Below are 20,458 nucleotides of genomic sequence, written 5' to 3' on the forward strand. Positions count from 1 at the left end.
TTTTTCTATTTTTTGGTTTTTATTTTAAGGATACATGCCATGAACCATGCTGTCATGCATAATTTACCCAATTTTCCCCGTAACACCCTATCTGCTCTCACTAGCGCTTTGATATATGGCGCACTATTGGTCATGCCAACATTGAACGCGCAAGCCGTGACTGCAGCAGCGGCTGCAACAGCTAAAACTAACACAACTAGCAGCAAAACGACGGTAGAATCTAGTAAAAAATCTAGTACCAAACCTGCAGCGCAAACCACAAACAAATCAACCAAAGCGGCAACTACAGCAAATAAAACCACCAACGCTGCCAAATCAGTCAAAGCTGACACCAAAGCCAGCGGCTCAAAACCTACCACTCAAAAAACAGCAAAAGCTGTCTCCCAAACTGCGCCCGTAACATCAGAGTCAGAGGTCGCCAACTCATTGGTTGAGCCTGCGCCTGTCGTTACTAGTAACTCGCAAGATCACGTCATTGATGGCGTGATTGCCATTGTCAACGACACCCCTATTTTACGCAGCCAGTTAGATCGCGCGGTTGCTCAAGCTTCTGCACAGCTTCAAGCGCAAAACAAACCTGTACCACCCGCACAGCAACTTTATCCGCAAGTATTAGATCAGCTAATTACTAAGCAAATCCAACTTGATATCATCAAACGCCAAGGACTGCAAGCTGAGGAAAATGCAGTGAATGCTGCGTTGACCAATTTGGCACAACAAAATGGGGTCGCAAGCCTTGCCGAATTCCAGCAAAAACTTGACGCCCAGCGCGTAGGTAGTTACCAAGCATTGCGTCAAAAAGTAAGTGAAGACTTGGCGATACAAACTTTGCAGCAGCAACAACTTGCCAGCCGCATCAAAATCTCCGATCAAGATGTCGATAACTTCTTAAAATCACCAGAGAGCAACGCTTTAGAAAAATCCCAATATCACACCTTACATATTCGCGTGCCTTTCGAAGCCGATGCCGCAGGTAAAACCAGCGACAAACAAAAAAAACAAGCGCTGACCGTAGCCACCCAAATTGCCAAAAATTTGCAAGCCGAGAATGCCAATATTGAGCAAATCATGACCGACGCGCAAACCAACTATAACGCGCAAATTCAAGGGGGCGATATGGGCTACCACGTCGCGGCAGAGTTACCAACAGAACTGTCAAAAAACATCACAGCCCTTGAAGTCGGGCAAGTCACCAATCCCATTGCCACGGCAGAAGGTTATAACGTGATTAAATTGGTCGATAAACGCGGCGGTCAACAAAAAATCATCGATCAATGGCATACCCGCCATATTTTAATTAGCCCATCGACTGCCCTACCGGCTGACATGGCAAAACAGCAGATCGACACTATCTATGAAAAACTGCGTCAAGGTGAGGACTTTGCTACCTTAGCGAGCACCTACTCAAAAGACCCAGGAAGTGCCAGTAATGGCGGCGATTTGGGCTGGGTTAGTGAAGGTGATATGGTACCAAGCTTTGAAGCAATGATGAAAAAAACGTCGGTAAATGACTATTCTGTGCCATTTCAATCACAATTTGGCTGGCATATTCTTAAAGTCGATGAAAAACGCCAAAAAGATGTGAGCGATGTTTATCGTAAAAACATGGCGCGTGAAATTCTATACCAACGTATGGCACCGCAAGCGCTAGACGATTGGATGCAGGATTTAAGAGCGCAGGCTTATGTTAAAATCATGCAATAATTTAGCTTTCACAAAAAAGGCAGTATGATTAACACACTGCCTTTTTTTATGATTGAATTAATCCATAAAAAGCAGCGTTGCCATTCTACCTGTCGCAGGCAATTGATACTGGGTTTGCCGACGATACGAATAAAATCGTGCATCACTATGGCTATCTAATCCACTTTTATGCACCTGATGAATGCCACAAGCCTTGAGCTGTAATTCTGCTATTGCAGGCAAATCGGCAAAATAATGACCGACCTTATCAGCATTTGGCCGAAACAGCTGAGTAGCAACAACCTCAGATACATTTAAGGATGATAACACGGCATCTTTGACACGACTGTCCACTTCATAGCTTGATTGTGCGATGCTAGGGCCTACCCAAGCATGCCATCTACGAGTAACATTCTGCATTTCGGCAGGCGCATTGTCCCCCGCTGCAAAGTCAAACTGGTGTACCATTTTTTGTACGGTCTTTGTAATGATATCCTTGCTAAGACCTTGCCAGCCAGCGTGAATAGCCGCAATCAGCTTGTTATCATCTGCTGCCTCCGTCGCTATCATGACAGGTACACAATCTGCCGTCATGATAGCTAAGGCAACGTTAGGCAAACGCGTGATATGCGCATCAGCAGATATCGCTGCTGTGCCAATTTTATCGGTAACCTGATAAATGTCATTACCATGGATTTGATTAAGCCAATGAATGCTCTTTAATGCAGGATGATATTGTTGCAAGGATTGTAGCAAGTGCGCACGATTTTGATGCACTTGCATGCTATCATCCCCTACATGCAAGCCCAGATTGAATTGACCATACACAGCATTCAAACTAGACTGCCCCACAGAATCATTGCTTGACTTGCTTGGCATAGATTCACAGCCAGATAGGGTTTGAACCACGTTTACCCCTTGGCTTGGTGCGTGCGTCAGTTCAATCCAGTGTGATTGCTTATCTGTCATTATTGGGCTCTTAGGTATTGGGCTATTAGTTGGCTTATGAATGATTTGTCGATTAAAACGCATCGCGCGGCACATACACCTCACCCACCATTAGACGGCGCGCTGAACGGCTCATAGACACTTTTTTGGCTTGCCATTTGCCATCCACTTGCGAGGACTCACCCCCGACCAGTAGCGTGCCTGATGGGTGACCAAAGCGTACTTCAGACAACGCTTTGCCACCTGCCGCTTGGTTAACTAGCGTACCCTTAATGGTCGCTGCGGTGCCAATCGCAACCGAGGCTGTACCCATCATGGCATGGTGCAGTTGACCCATGCTCATCGCGCGGGCAAGCAAATCAATATCGCCTGCCTTGACTGCTTTGCCACTAGAGGCGGTATAATCGGCGGGTGGCGCAACCCAAGCAATTTTTGGGGTATGCTGACGGGTTTGAGCTTCTGTTAACTCTGCAATCAGTCCCATTTTAACGGCGCCATGAGCACGGATTTTTTCAAGCTTAGCCAAAATTTCTTGGTTGCCGTTGATGTCTTTTTGCAGCTCAGCCCCCGTAAAACCTAAGTCTTTGGCATTTAAAAAAATCGTTGGGATACCCGCATTGATCATCGTGACGTCAAATTCACCGATTTCAGGTACATTAAGTTTGTCAATCAAGTTGCCCGTCGGGAACATATCGCCATCGCTGTCCACAGGGTCGATAAATTCAATTTTGACTTCGGCTGCTGGGAAAGTTACACCATCTAGCTCAAAATCGCCCGTTTCTTGCACTTGACCATCGGTCATGGGTACATACGCGATGATGGTTTTGCTAATATTTTGCTGCCAAATACGCACTTCACAGATACCATTTTGGGGCACTTTACTGGTATCCACCAATCCATTGGCAATCGCAAATGAACCAACCGCAGCGGTTAAGTTACCACAGTTACCTGACCAATCAATCATCGCTTTATCAATGGCGACCTGACCGAATAAATAATTCACATCATGATCGGCAACGTCTGTTTTTGACAAAATCACCACTTTGGAGGTTGATGATGAGCCATTCCCCAAACCGTCAATTTGCTTACCATACGGATCTGGACTACCAACCACCCGCAGTAAAAAATTATCTCTGGCTTGCCCTGGGGTTTGGCAGCGTTCAGGTAGGTCATCAAGCTTGAAAAAAGTACCTTTTGACGTACCACCGCGCATATAGGTAGCTTTAACAGCGATTTGTGGGGCAAAATGGGCCATGTTCATATCCTTATGGTGGCAGGCAGAAAATTGACGCATCAATTTGTTTTATGTTTAGTGAAAGCGAATTAATACATCAAAAACATGCTAAAACAAATTGATGACTGGGTGACATACGTTAAACACATCATCTAACAGTGGTTAACGTTAGTATTGCTCGTTTTTTTCTTCAATGGTTAATTTGACATTGGTGTCGGTTGGGATTTTTTCATGCGATACTGGCTTGGTTGATTTGTCTGTGCTGTTGCCAGTGCTAGCCGTTGACTTAGTAGCAGTTGATTTGGTATCAGCATTTGAGGTGGTGGCCTCAGATTTTTTCACCGACTTTTTATCCGCGCTATCAGATGCTGTGTTTTTCTTGGCTGGTGTGGTGGTGGTCACGTCAGTCTTGGTTTTTTCACTGGTGTTTTTTTCACTGCCCGTTTTTGGTTTTTCTGTCGTTTGTTTCTTGACAGGTTTGGTCGTTGAATTCTGGCTGTTGTTGGCAGCGACACTGGGTTTGCTAGTCACTGGTGGTACAACGGGTATGGCGCCTGCCGAAGAACCAGCTAAGGGCGTATTAGATGGCTGGGTCAGCGTTTGCGCTAATGCCGAATTTGCCATAATCTCACCGACTAGCCCAATCACATCGTCGCCTGTGGTGCTATTGACTTGGTAATTAGCGCCACTGGCTGATAGACCAAATCCAACATTGTTTGCCACTAAAGTGCTATTTTGCAGTTGATAACCACGCGACGAGATTTGCTCGGCGGCGACTGGCATTTTTAGACGGGTATAAATTTTATCCGCGTTATCGAGCTGCGCTTGAGGCATATTAAACGACACCGTCGCTTGGCATTTACCATTGCTACCATTCACACTTTCTAGATTGATTGCTACTTGCGACAAGCCATTTTGCAAGATAGTCATATCAACAATCGTACCTGCTTGCTGCTGAATGATGTCAGACTGTTTTTTGGCTTGCTGGTCGATGCGATTGACCAGATAACTGTGAATGGCACTGGTTGCTTTCTCATTGTTACAGGCAATATCAGACGTTTCAATTGTCTTTTGCTCACTGCTTGCAGCACTGCCAGTTTGCTCGTCTTTTTGCTCATTGCGACTACATCCCACGACGGTTAAGGCAAAACACGCCAACAATAACGGCGTACGCATTTTTTTTGACAACGTATTTTGTGGGAAAATCATAGACATAAGGCACCTTTCACGCAGAATTTATTACCATGCCATTATAAAGCAAAGTTTTGCAAATTGGCTAGTTGTTCACTATTATTTATAATAAAATTTAGTTGTAATAATTTTTAGTAGTCATAAAATTTTATTGTCTATTGCGAGCCATCGTATGCGCCATCCAAATCAAACCTATTATTTACTCGGTCATCGTGCTGCTCGTGCTGAAATGCTAGAGAACTGTCAAGACGGATTTGCCTACGTGCAGCAATTGCAAAAACATGGTAAGCAGCTTGATGGGGTTGAATTTGATGTCCAAATGACTGCCGATGGCAAATTTGTGGTGGTACATGACGAAACCTTAAATCGGCTGGCAAGACAACAATCGTGGATTGCCGATAAAACATGGGCGGAATTAGATGCCATTGTGCAATCGGACTATGGGCGGTTTTCCCAACGTTTTGAGCTAAGGTTTTTAAAACATCACCTATTGTTGCTAAATGATTTACCACCCTACCTGCAACACTTTCGCCATATTGAACTGGAAATCAAAACCCATGCCAAAACTCATCCAGCGCTATTGGTTAAAAATCTGCTTCGGCTATTATCACAAGAAAAATGGCAAGATTTACCCATCACTTTGACCAGTTTTGATACCGATATTTTGTACCAAATTCAAAACCAACAGCAATTTTTAAATTTTCACTTTTCGACAGGCTTGTTACTTGAGCCTAAAACACTTGAGCCCAAAACCACGCTAGCAGGCCAAATTGCTTTTTTACCGACGCCTGATGCAGCGGGTAAAAACTTAATATTGCAAACCTTTAATCGCGCTTGTGCCTTAGGCTGTAGCCAAGTGGGCATTTATTATCCGCTTATCACCCCAACCCTGCTGGAAATTGCCAAAATATATGGCTTAACAGTCACCGCTTGGACGGTAAATGAGGTTGATGTGGCAAAACGCTTGATTAACATGGGCGTGGATTGTGTGGTTACAGATTATCCTACCCAATTTTTAACCCAGTTAAATGAGCTTAACATTTAAGTTGACCCACTAAATTAACCAATAAGGAGATAACCATGAAACTTGCAGAAGCTTTGTTACGACGTGCCGATATGCAAAAAAAACTCGCCAGCTTGAAATCGCGCATTGCTGAAAACGTCAAAGTCCAAGACGGCGATACCCCCAGTGAAAACCCGAATGAACTGCTGCTACAAGCCAATCAAGTCATGAGCGAGCTGTATGCGTTAATCGACCATATCCATCGCACCAATGCTATCGCTGTCATGCCCGATGGTTCAACCATGCTCAGCACTTTAGTCAAGCGTGATGAACTTGCCGAACGCCATCGCCTGCTGCAAACAGCGATTGATAATGCTAAGACGGAAGGCGATCGCTATAGCTATCGGGAAATCAAATGGCAAAAAGTGATTGAACCGGTCAAACTGCAAAAACAAGCAGATGACATAGCGGTCAAACTTAGAAACTTAAATATCCAATTGCAAGCCGCTAATTGGCAGATTGATTTAGTATAAGCTAGTTTGAAAAAACCCTATAATTTGCTATGATGGATTTGAACATACAGGGCGACTATCAGACCTTGTTTGGCGCGCTGTCCACCGAGAGGTTGAAAACAAATCGGGCACAGCTTGCAGGTCTGCGAGCAGGACCATCCTTTTACTCGTCATGCTCAGCACACCTTACTAGTTAAACTCGCTCACAAGGCGACTTTAGACCGGCACTCATTACTACCGGATATTGACTGTATGTTCACCTTTTTTGTCTAAAATCCTCTGTTTGATGGGGGCAAAACTTTTGCGGTGCATGGGCAAAATACCGTAATGTTGTATCGCTTGGATATGGGCGGCGGTGGGATAGCCTTTATGCTGCTCAATGCCATAATCAGGATATAACTTTGACAACGCCACCATATCTCGGTCACGCGTTACTTTGGCAATCACACTGGCGCCACTGATACACGCATGTCTGCCGTCCCCTTTTACAATCGCTTGCTCATGCGTAATTTGCTGATAATTGGGCAAGTCAAACAACACGGGCAGTTTATTGCCATCCACCATGACGCTAAAGGTCGCCGTTGGGTATTGCGCTAACATTTGCGCCATCACGCCTGCCACGGCTTGTTTCATCCCTAGTAATGTCGCTTGTAAGATATTGATCTGGTCTATTAAGCTGGCAGAAATTTTGACAACCTTATGCGCACTCGCCGTTTGTTCAATCAAGGAAAATAACGCTTCTCGTTTTTTCTCTGACAGTTTTTTGGAGTCAGTTAGCGCACTTAGGGCGTGATTGTGGCTAATACCTACACTATCAGCCGTGTGTAAATCAGTGCTTAGGCTATCTTCTTTAATAGATAAAATCGCCTTATCGAAGATGAGCGCACAAACCACCACATCGCCCAATAAAGGCCCTCGCCCGACCTCATCCACGCCAATAATAAAATGCTTTGTCATTTAATTTAGTTCCCAAAATTTGTTACAATGCCTACCATACGGCTATTTTACATTTTTAAGGAAACAATATGAATATTTTAGTAATTGGCACAGGTGGACGTGAGCATGCATTGGCATGGCAATGCGCCAAAGATAGCAAAGTTAGTACAGTTTTTGTTGCCAATGGTAACGCGGGCACAGCGCTTGAACACAAACTACAAAATGTCGATTTAAACGTCAAAGACCATGCGGCGGTGATTCAATTTTGCCAAGACAATGATATTGCCTTTGTCCTGGTTGGTCCTGAAGCGCCACTTGTGGCAGGTATGGTCGATGACTTAACAAAAGCAGGTATCAAAGCTTGGGGACCCACGGCGTATTGCGCACAGCTTGAAGGATCAAAAGCCTTTGCCAAAGATTTTATGATAAAACACCATATCCCTACCGCCAAATACCAAACTTTTAACGATGCTGAGCAAGCGATTGCTTATGTGAAAGCCGAAGGCGCGCCGATTGTCATCAAAGCCGATGGTTTAGCCGCAGGTAAAGGCGTGATTGTGGCGATGAGCGAACAAGAAGCCGTTGATGCCATCAATGATATGTTATCGGGCAACAAATTTGGTGATGCGGGCAGCCGTGTGGTGATTGAGCAGTTCTTGCAAGGCGAAGAAGCCAGCTTCATCTGTATGATAGATGGCAACAATATCTTGCCGATGGCAACCAGCCAAGACCACAAACGTATTGGCGAAGGTGATACCGGCCTTAATACAGGCGGTATGGGTGCTTACTCACCTGCCCCCGTGGTGACGCAGCAAGTACATGACAAGGTGATTGCGCGTGTAATTCAGCCAGTGGTCGATGCCATGAACGCCAATGGCACACCTTATACAGGATTTTTGTACGCAGGCTTGATGATTGATGACCACAATGATCCCTATGTGATTGAGTTTAACTGCCGTTTTGGTGACCCAGAAACACAGCCCATTATGATGCGCCTAAAAGGCTCAATGGTTGACTTGATAGCATTAGGGTTGGATGGCAATCTTCCCAAACAAACCGAGTGGGATGAGCGTCCTGCCTTGGGTGTGGTACTGGCTAGCAAAGGCTATCCAGAAAGCGCGAGCAACGGCGATGTCATCCATGGGTTACCAACGCTTGAGTCACAGTATGAACAAACGGATATGGATGTCAAAGTTTTCCACGCAGGTACCAAAGCCTTTGACAATGGTGAAATTATCACCAATGGCGGCCGTGTAGTTTGCGTGACGGCGCTCGGTGATGATATTTTGGATGCCCAAACCAAAGCCTTAGCAGTTTGTGGCGCTATTAGCTTTGATGGTATGCAATATCGCCGTGATATCGGTTGGCGCGCTATTCAATCTAGCGCCGAATAACCAGTAATCAATGAGATGGCATTTAGACATCTAACCACTGTCTTACGCCAAGTGGTTACGGCAAATCTTAATCCACTTTATTAAAAATCGGTAACAACAATCAAAGCAAATCATGTGTTAAAATGATTTGCTTTTTATTTGGCTTTTTCTTTCAAAAACATTAGGCACCTTGTATGGCAAATCCGCAAAATCACGATAACCAACCGCTTGAACAGCTCAAAACCTCGGCGCTTGACCGGCGGTTATCGATTGCCAAAGCATCGCTCAATATCGGCAGACGATGGGCGACCAATAGTGCCTTTGGATTATTTAAATCAAAGGAAGAAAAAGCGGTACAAAAACAAGCTTTTATGCGTGAGCAAGCCCAATATTTGGTGGACGAGCTGGGTAAACTCAAAGGCTCGGTGGTCAAAATCGGTCAAATGTTAGCCCTTTATGGGGAGCATTTTTTGCCCCCCGAAATCACAGAAGCCTTACAGACATTGAACAGCCAGACGACTGCTTTTTCCTGGTCAATTATCGAATCAGCGCTACGAACCGAATTGGGCGATACCATCCATGAGTTTGATATCGACCATACCCCAATTGGCACCGCCTCACTTTCACAAGTACATAGAGCAGTTCATAAAGCCACGGGCGAGCAAGTGGTATTTAAGGTGCAATATCCCAATATCGCTGATGCCGTGGACAGTGATTTGGATTTGTTCCGCCAATTGCTTAAAGTCACCAATGTTGTCCCGCAAACGCGCCAACTCGATGATTGGTTTGAAGAAATCCGTGACCTGCTGCATCATGAAGTCAACTACCTCCTAGAAGCAGATACCACTGAGTTATTTTTTCAGCGTTTTGCTGGCGATAGTCGTTATGTGGTGCCGCGCATCCTCAAAGCTTATAGCACCGATCGACTGCTATGTATGACCTATGAAGAGGGCGTGTCGATTTTGGATGAGCAAGTATTTGCGCTACCACAAGAAAGACGGAATGCGATTGGGCAGGCTTCGATTGAAATTATGCTGCGTGAGATTTTTGAATGGGGGGATATGCAGACCGACCCCAATTTTGGCAACTATCTGATTCGCCTTGCACAAAAGCCTGATACACAGCTTGACCAATTGGTGTTATTGGACTTTGGGGCGGTTCGTCAGTTTGATGATAATCTGCTACTCATCGCCCGTAATTTGCTGTTGGCAGGGTTTTGTCACGACCGTAGCAAAATGCGCCAAGCGATTGAACAAGCAGGCAAGCATTTTGAATTCTTTGCTAATCTTAGCGATGCGGTAAAAAATGATATGGTAGAGCTATGTTTGCTTGCCAGTGAACCCTTTAGTTTGCCAAGTCGTAATCCGACAATTCCACCGAATGTACTGGATGTACATGGCAATTATATTTGGGCTGAAAGTGATTTACATAACCGTGTCATTAAGCTTGCCAGCAAATCAGCGACCTCAAAATCCTTTAGCGTGCCGCCTAAAGAGCTGATGTTTATTAGCCGTAAATTCATTGGCGCTTATACCTTTATGACTGTGCTTGATGCCAGAACCAAAGCCCATGATTTGATTGCAAAATTCACCTCAGAAGATTGGACGTAAATTTGCCGTCAATATCACCACGCCCAACTTGATAAAGCGTCAAATTTTGCACAGTTTTTGCACAGTATTTTTACTGTTTTTTCCACGTCAGCCAATTATCAATCACCGCATTGGCGGGATTGATGTTGCTTTGCTCACGCAGCCATTCTGACGTTTGCCGCAAATCTCGCAGCTGTTCGTTATAATTTTTAACTTTTAATGATTGCTGTACCACACGGCAAATATTGTCTGGGTTGGCGTCTTCTTGTAGCAATTCTGGTACGATTTCTCGACCTGCCAAAATATTAGGCAGTGCCACATACGGCACTTTGACCAGCCGTTTTGCCAGCCAAAAGGTCATTTTATTGAGTGAATATACCACCACCATCGGTTTACCCAGTAGCATGGCTTCAAGCGTGGCGGTACCGGATGCAAGCAGTACCAAATCTGACGCCGCCATCACCCGTTGGCTAAAATCCGCTTGTGTTTCATCACAGCTCACTGTGACATGATGGCGCACCTGCGCTGATTGGGCTTCTAGATATTGCTCTACGATAGTCAGTAGATGTTGGTTGACCGTTGGTACGATAAAGCATAGCTTATCATCCATAATCAACAGTTGATGAATCGCTTTAAGCATTTTTGGAAAAATCGCATCGATTTCACTGCGTCTTGAGCCTGGCATCACTGCAATGAGATGACTCATCTCAAGCTCGCCCATTTTGACAAAAAACTGATGATAGGTGGGATTATCCCAAATCAACTCACGGCGCAGCTCATCCATGGGGGTTGTAAGTAAATTGTCATCCATGGTCTTGAGCAGTGAATGCCCGACACACACGGCGGGATGATCATGTTTTTGATAGACAGACAACTCAAATGGAAACAAACACAGCACCAAATTGGTCGCGCGTTTGATTTTCTCAATTCGCCCTTCCCGCCATGCCCATATCGATGGGCTGACATATTGCACACAATAAATACCCGCTGATTTTAACCGCTCCCCCAATCGCAAATTAAAATCAGGCGCATCAATGCCGACAAAAATATCGATGGCGTTTTGTTTAAACGCCGCCAAAATCTCATCGCGTGCTTTAAATAAATCTGGCAAATGCTTAACCACTTCCACCAAGCCCATCACCGACAAACGAGACATGTCAATCACTGAGTTAAGCCCTTGCGCTTGCATCTGTGCGCCGCCCACGCCCACCCATACAATGTCATCACGCAAATTATTCATCTGGCGCATAAAGTCTGCACCCAGCGCATCGCCTGAGACCTCGCCTGCTACGATACCAATGACAATCGGCTGAAACTTGGTTTTAGCAACGTTTTGTGGCAAATTCTCTTCACTTAGGTTAGAAAAGCTCGCTTCACTGACGTTAGAAAAGCTGGCTGCGCTTGGGTTAGCAATATCGGTTGCGAGTGTGGCATTTGCAGCAAGGTCTGAAATGGTTTGTGCAGGGGCGTTAGCGTACATGAGATTAAACAGCCTTGTTTGGTTATCATTTTAAAAAAATATTTTAGGGGTAAACAGATGAAAAGTAAAACCATCAAAAAATTTAAATGACAGTTATTTGTTATTTTGTACTAGTATACTGATACAAGAGTTGTTATACTGTTGCTGTAGGATATGCAGATTACCCAAATATCCAAAAAAACTTTGACCAAACAGATTTTGAACATTGACAAAATATTTTATCAACTGCCAAACTAAAAGTAGGCTTTCCTACTGACTCAAGTAATGACATTATAAATTTTTTGGTTTATAGTGATTTTTTAAATTTTTGCCAACAGCCTGTGAGAATTATGACAACTTTTGCCAAAACTGATATCGCTGATGTAGATAATGTGAATATTGAAGCAATTTTACCGCTAGTGACGCCTGCGGAATTAAAAAACGAACTACCATTGAGCCCCAAAGCTATCGAGACGGTGACCAAAGGTCGCGAAACCGTGCGTAATATTTTAGACGGTAAAGACAAACGTTTATTGATGGTGATTGGACCCTGCTCGATTCATGACGTCAACGCTGCGCATGAATACGCCGATAAACTGTTGGCTTTATCCAAAGAAATTGAAGACAGTATTTATGTCGTGATGCGTGTATATTTTGAAAAACCTCGTACCACGGTGGGCTGGAAAGGCTTAATCAATGACCCAGACATGAATGATAGCTTTGATATCAATAAGGGCTTGCGTGTTGCGCGCAAACTACTGCTCGATTTGAATGAAAAAGGCTTACCTTGTGCAACCGAAGCGCTTGATCCCAATACACCGCAGTATATCCAAGATTTAATCAGTTGGTCAGCGATTGGGGCACGTACCACTGAGAGTCAGACTCACCGCGAGATGTCTTCAGGTCTGTCTTGCCCAGTTGGCTTTAAGAACGGTACAGATGGCGGTATGACAGTGGCTGTCAATGCCATGCAAGCGGTCAAATCTGGTCATAGCTTTTTAGGTCTATCTGCCGATGGTCTAGTGTCTATCATTCAATCAAAAGGTAATCCATACGGTCATGTGGTGCTTCGTGGCGGCAATGGTAAACCCAACTATGATGCCACTGCCGTTGCCCAAGCAGAAAATGAACTTGCTAAAGGTAAAGTCTCAGGCAAAATCATGATTGACTCAAGCCATGCCAATTCAAATAAAGACCCTTACCTGCAACCGATGGTCATTCAAAATATCGCTGAGCAAATCAAACACGGTAATCGCTCAATTATTGGGATGATGGTTGAAAGTCATCTTAAAGGCGGTCGTCAAGACTTGACCTCGGATTTGAGCCAGCTTGAATATGGCAAGTCTATTACCGATGGCTGTATCGATTGGGATACCACGGTTAAAGCGATGCATGATTTACGTGACGCCATTAAAGATGTATTACCCACTCGCGAGTTGAATGAGTAACTGTTATTTTTTAAGCGATTAGTAATGATTAAGTGATTATTAATTGTTAATTGACTCTAGCTTTTCAAATCGCTGATTAAAAAGCCCTGTGTTACTTCTTTAGTCACAGGGCGTTTTTTATTAGAGCTTTAACTCACTTGTGCTTTGCGTGTCGCCTTCACCGCGTCGGCTTTTAAGTTTGATTTGCAACCGCAATTCGTTGGCAGAGTCGGCATTGCGAATTGCTTCATCATACGAGATGGCGCCTTCATCGTATAGATCAAATAAGGCTTGGTCAAAGGTTTGCATACCCAATTCCCGAGATTTGGTCATCAGCGCTTTAATTTCATGAAAATTACCCTTTAATATCAAATCCGCCATCAATGGGGTATTAAGCATAATTTCTACCGCTGCCCGACGACCTTTCCCATCTTCTGTACGAATCAAACGCTGCGAAATGATAGCTTTCATATTCGATGACAAGTCCATCAGCAATTGGTTACGACGCTCCTCTGGAAAAAAGTTGATAATACGATCTAAGGTTTGGTTGGCATTATTGGCATGCAAAGTGCCTAAACATAAGTGACCTGTTTCAGCAAATGCAATGGCGTTTTCCATAGTTTCAGTATCACGAATTTCCCCAATCAAAATCACATCAGGCGCTTGGCGCAAGGTGTTTTTGAGTGCGTTATGCCATGAATGACTATCCACGCCTACTTCACGGTGGGTGATCATGGATTGTTTGTGCTTGTGCACATATTCTACTGGGTCTTCGACAGTGATAATGTGACCTGCGGAGTTTTCATTACGATGGTCAATCATTGCCGCCAGCGATGTTGATTTACCTGACCCTGTTCCCCCTACGACCAACACTAACCCACGTTTTTCCATGATAATTTTTTTGAGCTGCTCAGGTAGCAGCAGCTGTTTAAAGTTGGGTATTTCTGCCGTAATGGTACGAATCACCATACCCACTTGTAATTGCTGCTGAAACACATTAATCCGAAATCGCGATACATTGGGCACATTAATCGCAAAGTTACACTCAAGATTGGTTGCAAATTCTTCGCGCTGTTTTTGGTTCATCAAACTATAGGCAAACAGTTTGGTTTTTTCAGCCGTCAGTGGTTGTTTATTGAGCGGCTTCATGAGCCCGTGATATTTAATACTGGGTGGAAAATCCGCTGAAATAAACAAATCAGAACCACCGATTTCTACCACTTTGGACAGCATATTAAACATGACTGTTTTGGCTTCATGTAACGTTTCTTCGGCAACACTGATTAAAGATTCATTATGACTCATATAGGATATTCCTAACAATAAATGAGAGCAGATTATTTGGTCACAGCACTATGCTTGCTTGATATGCTTGTGAAACTTGTTTGCTATGCTGGTGAAAATTGATAGATACATGTATAAAATTTACGTTAAAAAACGACCCGTTTAGCCTCTCATCCTTGCCTATCTTTGACGGCACGCCTTGATAAAGCATTGATAAAGCAGTTTGCGTTTGATATCCATCACGGTCAATTTTTGCCGAGGTTGTTGCTGATAGTCAGATGCAACTGGCTACCATTAGTTTTTTCCTATTTAGGACATTGGCAGTCTATGGCGCATAAAACGCTTGCCATGTTGATAAAAATTTCAATTTTTGTCAATAAAATTAGTAATGCGGCGGTTTATCGCTCAACAAATCAAACGGCTGAATTTGCGAGCTTTGCGTTTGAGTTTCCAATTTTTGATAAAGTAGCTGTAATTGCCGTTGTTGGTCAGCAATCAACTGGCTTTGCTCGGTAACGATATTATCAAGTTTATCCAATGTATCTTCCATAAACAGCACTTGCGTTTGTAAATCAATCAACGCTTGGGTTAATTTTTCCACCATGTTAACCCATCCATTTTCATCGCTTGCCTGTTTTTGGTTATCTTTTTCGCTCATTTAGAATGCCTCATAAGTTTCCCCACAATTTTTTGCCATAAAGTCTGCTACAATAGCCGCATTTTCCTATTATACAAACATTTTTACTAAACTTTGAGAAAGTTATGGCACTGATTCATTTACGAGATATTCATTTGGCATTTGGTATTGCACCGATTTTGGACGGTATTGATTTTAATATCGAACAAGGCGAACGCGTGTGTTTGATTGGGCGCAATGGTGAAGGCAAATCAACTTTGTTTAAGGTCATTAGCGGTCAAGTCAAGGCTGACAGTGGCGAATTCCAAATCAGTGGCAATCTGAAAATTGCCATGCTCGAGCAAGACATTCCAGAAACGTCGGGCAAAGTCAGTGACATCGTTATGGCAGGTGCAGGCGATGTGGCAACCTGGCTGACAGCCTATGAGCAAGCCAGTGATAAATGTGCAAGCGGTGACATGAAAGCCTGCGAATTAATGTCAGATTTGCAGCATAAAATTGATGATGCCCATGGGTGGGACTTGACCCGCGAAGTACAGACCATGCTATCCATGATGAACTTGGACGGCGATGCCGATATTAGTGAATTATCGGGCGGTCGCAAACGCCGTGTACTGCTTGCCCGTGCGCTGATTACCAAACCTGATGTGCTATTACTTGACGAGCCGACCAACCACTTGGATGTCGAAAGTATCGAATGGCTTGAGCAATTTTTGCTAAACGCGCAAGGATTGACCCTGCTGTTTATCTCGCATGACCGCTCGTTTATTGACAAAATCGCCACCCGCATTGTCGAACTTGACCGCGGTATATTGCGCAGTTATGACGTCACCAAGCAAGCAGGCAATGTCAATAAAGGCTATGCCCGCTACCAAGAGCTTAAAGAACAACAACTGAGTGCCGAAGAAAAAGCCAATGCCAATTTTGATAAAAAACTGGCTGAAGAGGAAGTGTGGATTCGTCAAGGCATCAAAGCGCGCCGTACCCGCAATGAAGGTCGCGTGCGCGCGTTAAAGGCGCTGCGTGAAGAACGTAAATCCCGCCGTGAGCAAGTCGGACAAGTTAACATCAGCATGAGCGATGGCGACAACAGCGGCAAATTGGTTGCCAATGTCAAACATCTCAATCTAGGCTATGGTGATAAAACCTTGGTAAAAGATTTCACCACCAGCATCATGCGTGGTGACCGTATTGGTATTATCGGTAAAAACGGTGTTGGCAAATCCACGCTCATTCATGCCATTTTGGATATTCCGCAGCCTGATATCACCAAATCTGGCTCAGTAAAATTAGGCACCAATCTACAAATCGCCTTTCTTGACCAATTACGTGACCAACTTGATCTAGAAGCAACTGTGGTACAAAACGTCGCGGAAGGTTCTGATTTTGTAGAAGTGGCGGGTAAAAAGAAACATATCATCGGCTATTTGCAAGATTTCTTATTTGCCCCAGAACGCGCCAGAACACCGGTCAAAGCATTGTCAGGCGGTGAGCGTAACCGCGTTTTGCTAGCCAAACAGCTACTAAAACCCGCAAATATCTTGGTACTTGATGAGCCGACCAACGACTTAGATATGGCAACCCTAGAGCTGTTAGAAGAAGCCGTCGATAGCTTTAATGGCACCATATTACTAATCAGCCATGACCGTACCTTTATGGACAATGTCGTAACATCAACTTGGGTTTTTGATGAAGATAGTGATGGCAATGGCATTGTCAAAGAATATGTCGGTGGCTATCAAGACTATTTGACGCAAAAATCCCGTGAACAAGCGATTAAACCCAAAGCAGACAAATCAGAAAAGACAACAGCAAAGCCCAAAGAAGCCATTAACGCTGATGCACCAAAAACTGATACGGTGAAGAAAAAACTGAGCTACAAAGAACAGCGTGAATTAGATAGTCTCCCTGATGAAATCGCCCTACTCGAGCAAGAGCAAGCTGAAATTCAAGACAAATTAGCCGATGGCAGCTGGTTTGTGAGTGATATGACAGCCGCTACCCGAGCCAGTGAACGTCTCAACGAGATTGATGATTTGCTACTTGAAAAAATGGCGCGCTGGTCAGAACTTGATGATTAAAATAAGTAAATAATTTATAAAGGCAAGGTTAGCAATTGACCTTGCCTTTTTTATCTTTTATATTAGTTAATGTTTACAATAACCAATATAATGTAATTTATACTTGAAAATAGCCTTTTTGCCCCTATATTATAGCTATCAATAAGGAGAAAAATCATGGCCATACAAAATAGCAAGCAAAATATCAATAAAACCTATCGACAAGTCGACAAAATTCATGCAGCCCCACGCCCTCATTGGGTAGGTGATGGTTTTCATGTCAACCCGATGTTCAATCACATGGTGGGTGATAAACGCACCGACCCTTTTTTAATGCTCGATTATACAGCAACACAGTATTTTGAACCCAATGCTCAAGCGCCGCGCGGTGTCGGACAACATCCGCACAAAGGGTTTGAAACGGTAACTATCGCCTATGCAGGTGAAGTGTCCCACCGTGATTCTAGTGGCGGTGGCGGTACTATTAAGACAGGTGACGTGCAATGGATGACGGCGGGCAATGGCGTGATTCATGAGGAATTTCACTCCCCTGAATTTAGCCAAGCAGGCGGTGATTTTAGTATGGTACAGCTTTGGGTCAATCTACCTGCCAAAGATAAAGCCACGCCTGCCAAATACCAACATCTTGCCAATGATGACATGCCTGTGATCAGTCTACATGATGATGAAGGACTGCATGCAGGACAAGTTAAGGTAATTGCTGGGGAGTTTACCCCTACTATCAATACCCAAGCCCCCCAGCAGGGTGACAATAAGGCACGCGGCATTGGCACGACTTTTACCCCTATTAACTTGTGGGATATCAGTATTGAACCCAATCGCTCCATAGAAGTCGCGATTTCTCGCACCCACAATTTGTTGTTATTGTCGATGCAAGGCGATGTTATCATCAACGCTGATCACGACCAGCAAGCACACGCCAATCAATTAATCACTTTTGAGACTGAAAGTGGCGAAACGGGCGAGGATTTTGTACGCTTAACGGCGGGCAAAGCGGGAGCGAAAATCTTGCTGATGAGTGGTGAGCCGATTAATGAGCCGGTGGTGGGTTACGGACCCTTTGTAATGAATAGCCAAGCCGAAATCCGTCAAGCTATCTTAGATTTTAATGCAGGAAAATTTGGCGATATTCAATAAATTTTTCGCCTAAAAAAAGCGATATCATGGATTTGATATCGCTTTTTTATTACTGATTTATCTTGATTATTTATCTTGGTAAGTACAAAGATAGGCTGTTTCTTCGTCAATTTTGACTTTGAATTTTTGGTTGGCATCGACGGTAAAGGTTTCATTGGCTTTAAAAGTTTGCCAGTCAGTTTGGTTTGGCAATAGTGCTGAGATAGCCCCGCTAATGACGGTCATGGTTTCAAATTGACTTGTGCCAAATTCGTATTCGCCTACTTTCATCACGCCCACGGTCGCAGGTAAGGTGGCTGTTTGAAAACCGATTGATGCCACATTCCCATCAAAATATTGATTGACTTTTAGCATAGTTATTCCTCAAAATTAGCTAGTATAAATCGATTATCATAAACTTTTTTGACCAATTATCAATCCTATTTTCCAAAAAACGCTGGCAAAACTGCCAAAATTTGGCAAATACTTTTACCGCAATTTTTGTAGTATTTTTATATCAATTATTCCTTAACAATTAAAACTTCCTATTTTTGTGCTATATTCAATTTTTTTACCACAGTTGTTATGTTTGTACGCATTTGGCTTGTATTAATTGAGGTTATTGCTCTATGTATGTTAAATATTCGTCGTCTATCGTCGCTTTATCGCTCTGTTTGTCGCAGCGTTTTGCTAGTCAAAAACTGGCATTGCCTGTCAGCTTAGCGGCATTGTTGGCAGCTTGTTCATCAGCACCTATTCAAACCCAACCCCAAAAATTACCAGGTACCTTGCCGACTGCCCCTGTGGTCATTACAGTACCTCCTAAAGTCACGCCCGTGCCACCTGTGACTGTTCCAACCAATCAATACAGCAGCTTTTATCAGTGGAAATCGGATTTTATTGAACGCGCTGTGCAAAAAGGCTACCCCCGTGCTGATGTTGAACGCTTGCTATCTAGTGCCAACTATAGCGAGCAAGTGGTGTCACTGGATAAAGGACAGCCTGAATTTGCCAAAATGCCTTGGGAATATATCGATGGTGCCGCATCGAGTGGTCGAGTCAGTGGGGGTCAGCGCAATTTTGCCAGTCAAAGCGCGCTACTTGATCGCATTGAAAATCAGTATGGTGTGCCGGCCTCTATTGTGACTGCCATTTGGGGCATGGAATCTTCTTACGGTCAAGGCACAGGCAACTCATCACTGGTCAATAGTTTGGCGACCTTGGCATATGATGGTCGTCGCCGCAGTTTTGCAGAGGACCAGCTACTAGCGCTGTTGTCGCTGCTTGAGCGTGGTGATATTGATTGGTCGCAACTGCGCGGCTCTTGGGCAGGTGGCATGGGACATACCCAATTTATTCCCAAAACTTGGTTAGATGAAGCAGTAGATGGCAATGGTGATGGTCATCGTAACCCTTGGCATACCGCTGATGCGTTAGCCTCTACCGCAAGCTATCTCAAAAATGCCGGCTGGCAGCGTGGTATGGGCTCGTACTATGAAGTACGATTACCAAATGGTTTTGATTATCGCCAGGTCAGTACCAAAAAAACCATGGCAGATTGGCAAAATTTAGGCATTCAATTTATCACCCCAAATGCGCCCATGGATGCGATGGCAGAATTGTGGCTCCCTGCGGGTAAAGAGGGTCCTGCGATTTTATTAACCAAAAATTTTGATGCGATTAAGGTCTATAATAACTCCTCGAATTATGCCATGGGGGTGAGCTTACTTGCCAAAGCCATTATCGGGCAGCCAGGCTTACAGCAATCTTGGCCACGCTATGAGCAGCCACTTGCTACTTATGAAGTCCGCCAACTGCAACAGCGCTTGACGGCAATGGGTTATGATACCAAAGGGTCAGATGGCGTCGTAGGCACCAATACCAAATTGGCATTTCAGCGCTGGCAAGCCGACCACAACCAAATCCCAGATGGATTTATCTCAAAACGCTCGGCAAGTGGGCTGATTAATTAAGGTATTTCTTCA

At 44.1% G+C, this 20,458-nt stretch carries 17 protein-coding genes; 9 read left to right on the forward strand and 8 right to left on the reverse strand.

What is annotated here, in order from left to right; genetic code table 11:
* The first annotated feature begins 39 nt into the window (after window positions 1-39).
* Complete coding sequence (locus RT034_RS00700; protein ID WP_313012422.1) at window positions 40-1,704, forward strand: peptidylprolyl isomerase; 1,665 nt, start codon at window positions 40-42, stop codon at window positions 1,702-1,704.
* A 57-nt stretch (window positions 1,705-1,761) separates the two neighbouring features.
* Here the strand turns inward: RT034_RS00700 and pgeF are convergent, their stop codons facing one another.
* From pgeF to RT034_RS00715, 3 genes are all read right to left on the reverse strand, one after another.
* Window positions 1,762-2,652 carry a peptidoglycan editing factor PgeF gene (gene pgeF / locus RT034_RS00705; protein WP_313012425.1) on the reverse strand — a complete coding sequence of 297 codons (891 nt, stop codon included), beginning with the start codon at window positions 2,650-2,652 and terminating at the stop codon, window positions 1,762-1,764.
* Between the two features lie 52 nt (window positions 2,653-2,704).
* Entirely contained in the window at window positions 2,705-3,886 is a 1,182-nt protein-coding gene (gene prpF, locus RT034_RS00710; RefSeq protein WP_313012428.1) for a 2-methylaconitate cis-trans isomerase PrpF, read from the reverse strand.
* A 147-nt stretch (window positions 3,887-4,033) separates the two neighbouring features.
* Complete coding sequence (locus RT034_RS00715; protein WP_313012430.1) at window positions 4,034-5,080, reverse strand: hypothetical protein; 1,047 nt, start codon at window positions 5,078-5,080, stop codon at window positions 4,034-4,036.
* Window positions 5,081-5,228: 148 nt separating this feature from the next.
* Here RT034_RS00715 and RT034_RS00720 point away from each other — a divergent pair, with 148 nt between their 5' ends.
* Entirely contained in the window at window positions 5,229-6,101 is an 873-nt protein-coding gene (locus tag RT034_RS00720) for a glycerophosphodiester phosphodiesterase (RefSeq protein ID WP_313012432.1), read from the forward strand.
* Between the two features lie 35 nt (window positions 6,102-6,136).
* The gene (locus RT034_RS00725) at window positions 6,137-6,592 is read left to right on the forward strand and encodes a DIP1984 family protein (protein ID WP_007116746.1); all 456 of its coding nucleotides are present in this window, start codon (window positions 6,137-6,139) and stop codon (window positions 6,590-6,592) included.
* A 213-nt stretch (window positions 6,593-6,805) separates the two neighbouring features.
* On the opposite strand, the gene RT034_RS00730 is transcribed toward RT034_RS00725, so the two are convergent.
* Window positions 6,806-7,528, reverse strand: a complete 723-nt coding sequence (locus tag RT034_RS00730) for a ribonuclease HII (RefSeq protein WP_313012438.1) — start codon at window positions 7,526-7,528, stop codon at window positions 6,806-6,808.
* A 68-nt stretch (window positions 7,529-7,596) separates the two neighbouring features.
* On the opposite strand from RT034_RS00730, the gene purD reads away from it, so the two are divergent.
* Entirely contained in the window at window positions 7,597-8,901 is a 1,305-nt protein-coding gene (gene purD / locus RT034_RS00735) for a phosphoribosylamine--glycine ligase (protein ID WP_313012442.1), read from the forward strand.
* Between the two features lie 173 nt (window positions 8,902-9,074).
* Window positions 9,075-10,490 carry an ABC1 kinase family protein gene (locus RT034_RS00740; RefSeq protein ID WP_313012445.1) on the forward strand — a complete coding sequence of 472 codons (1,416 nt, stop codon included), beginning with the start codon at window positions 9,075-9,077 and terminating at the stop codon, window positions 10,488-10,490.
* 70 nt (window positions 10,491-10,560) lie between these two features.
* Here RT034_RS00740 and lpxB read toward each other — a convergent pair whose 3' ends face one another.
* The gene (gene lpxB, locus RT034_RS00745; RefSeq protein WP_313012448.1) at window positions 10,561-11,949 is read right to left on the reverse strand and encodes a lipid-A-disaccharide synthase; all 1,389 of its coding nucleotides are present in this window, start codon (window positions 11,947-11,949) and stop codon (window positions 10,561-10,563) included.
* A gap of 329 nt (window positions 11,950-12,278) precedes the next feature.
* Here lpxB and RT034_RS00750 point away from each other — a divergent pair, with 329 nt between their 5' ends.
* Window positions 12,279-13,376, forward strand: coding sequence for a 3-deoxy-7-phosphoheptulonate synthase (locus RT034_RS00750; protein ID WP_313012452.1), 1,098 nt, complete (start codon window positions 12,279-12,281; stop codon window positions 13,374-13,376).
* Between the two features lie 120 nt (window positions 13,377-13,496).
* Here RT034_RS00750 and RT034_RS00755 read toward each other — a convergent pair whose 3' ends face one another.
* Window positions 13,497-14,660 (reverse strand): PilT/PilU family type 4a pilus ATPase, encoded by a 1,164-nt coding sequence (locus RT034_RS00755; protein WP_313012455.1) that lies wholly within the window; start codon window positions 14,658-14,660, stop codon window positions 13,497-13,499.
* 361 nt (window positions 14,661-15,021) lie between these two features.
* A complete protein-coding gene (locus RT034_RS00760; RefSeq protein WP_313012459.1) occupies window positions 15,022-15,297 on the reverse strand; it encodes a SlyX family protein in 276 nt (91 codons plus the stop codon).
* Window positions 15,298-15,401: 104 nt separating this feature from the next.
* Between RT034_RS00760 and abc-f the strand changes: the two genes are divergently transcribed.
* Both abc-f and RT034_RS00770 read left to right on the forward strand, forming a co-directional pair.
* The gene (abc-f, locus tag RT034_RS00765) at window positions 15,402-17,357 is read left to right on the forward strand and encodes a ribosomal protection-like ABC-F family protein (RefSeq protein ID WP_313012463.1); all 1,956 of its coding nucleotides are present in this window, start codon (window positions 15,402-15,404) and stop codon (window positions 17,355-17,357) included.
* Between the two features lie 156 nt (window positions 17,358-17,513).
* The gene (locus tag RT034_RS00770; RefSeq protein WP_313012467.1) at window positions 17,514-18,494 is read left to right on the forward strand and encodes a pirin family protein; all 981 of its coding nucleotides are present in this window, start codon (window positions 17,514-17,516) and stop codon (window positions 18,492-18,494) included.
* A gap of 66 nt (window positions 18,495-18,560) precedes the next feature.
* Here RT034_RS00770 and ppnP read toward each other — a convergent pair whose 3' ends face one another.
* Window positions 18,561-18,848, reverse strand: a complete 288-nt coding sequence (gene ppnP, locus RT034_RS00775; RefSeq protein WP_036597446.1) for a pyrimidine/purine nucleoside phosphorylase — start codon at window positions 18,846-18,848, stop codon at window positions 18,561-18,563.
* A 254-nt stretch (window positions 18,849-19,102) separates the two neighbouring features.
* On the opposite strand from ppnP, the gene RT034_RS00780 reads away from it, so the two are divergent.
* Complete coding sequence (locus tag RT034_RS00780; protein ID WP_313012471.1) at window positions 19,103-20,446, forward strand: lytic murein transglycosylase; 1,344 nt, start codon at window positions 19,103-19,105, stop codon at window positions 20,444-20,446.
* Window positions 20,447-20,458 lie beyond the last annotated feature (12 nt).

It is taken from the genome of Moraxella sp. CTOTU48841, assembly GCF_032061225.1.
GTDB lineage: Bacteria > Pseudomonadota > Gammaproteobacteria > Pseudomonadales > Moraxellaceae > Faucicola > Faucicola cinerea.